Source organism: Bacillus sp. JCM 19034 (genome assembly GCF_001310635.1).
Lineage (GTDB): Bacteria > Bacillota > Bacilli > Bacillales > Bacillaceae_D > Halalkalibacter.
Map to the genome: position 1 here is coordinate 1 of NZ_BAXR01000068.1, position 538 is coordinate 538.

At 46.1% G+C, this 538-nt stretch carries 1 protein-coding gene; it reads left to right on the plus strand.

The features are described from left to right. Nucleotides 1-538: isopeptide-forming domain-containing fimbrial protein (locus JCM19034_RS20680; protein WP_156324103.1), on the plus strand; the 538-nt coding region annotated here is incomplete at both ends.

Genomic DNA, 538 nt, shown 5'->3' on the forward strand with positions numbered 1-538 from the left:
CGATCCAGAGGAGCCACAACATGAAATAACGGTGGATCCGAAGGATCCGAAGCTAGAGTCAGAGAAAGTAGCGGAACTAGTTGAAAAAGCCGAAGGCAATACAGATACAGAGAACCCAGAAGTGGGAGATACACTGCTGTATACGATTCAAACCCGAAATACAATCGAAGATAGTTTAGTGAAAAATCTGATCATCCGTGATGAGCTACCAGAAGGCCTTGAGTATGTGCCAGGCACATTAGAGGTAGATGGCGAAGGTGTCACAGATGAAGAAGATGACGATGCCGGACATTATGTCGATGGTGAAATTGTCGCACAGTTCGGTGATGTCAGAGATACCAACTGGCATACGGTGACGTTCCGAGTGACCGTTGGTGAAGGACAGGCGAGTAAAGAAATTGAAAACATCGCAACAGTGGATGGGGACAATATTGATGAACCGGACAAGCCGAGTGAAGAAGTGATTATTTATCCGCGTGAACCGAATGTCGAATCAGAAAAGACAGCAGAGAACCTCGAGGAAGGGAAAGAGGAATTT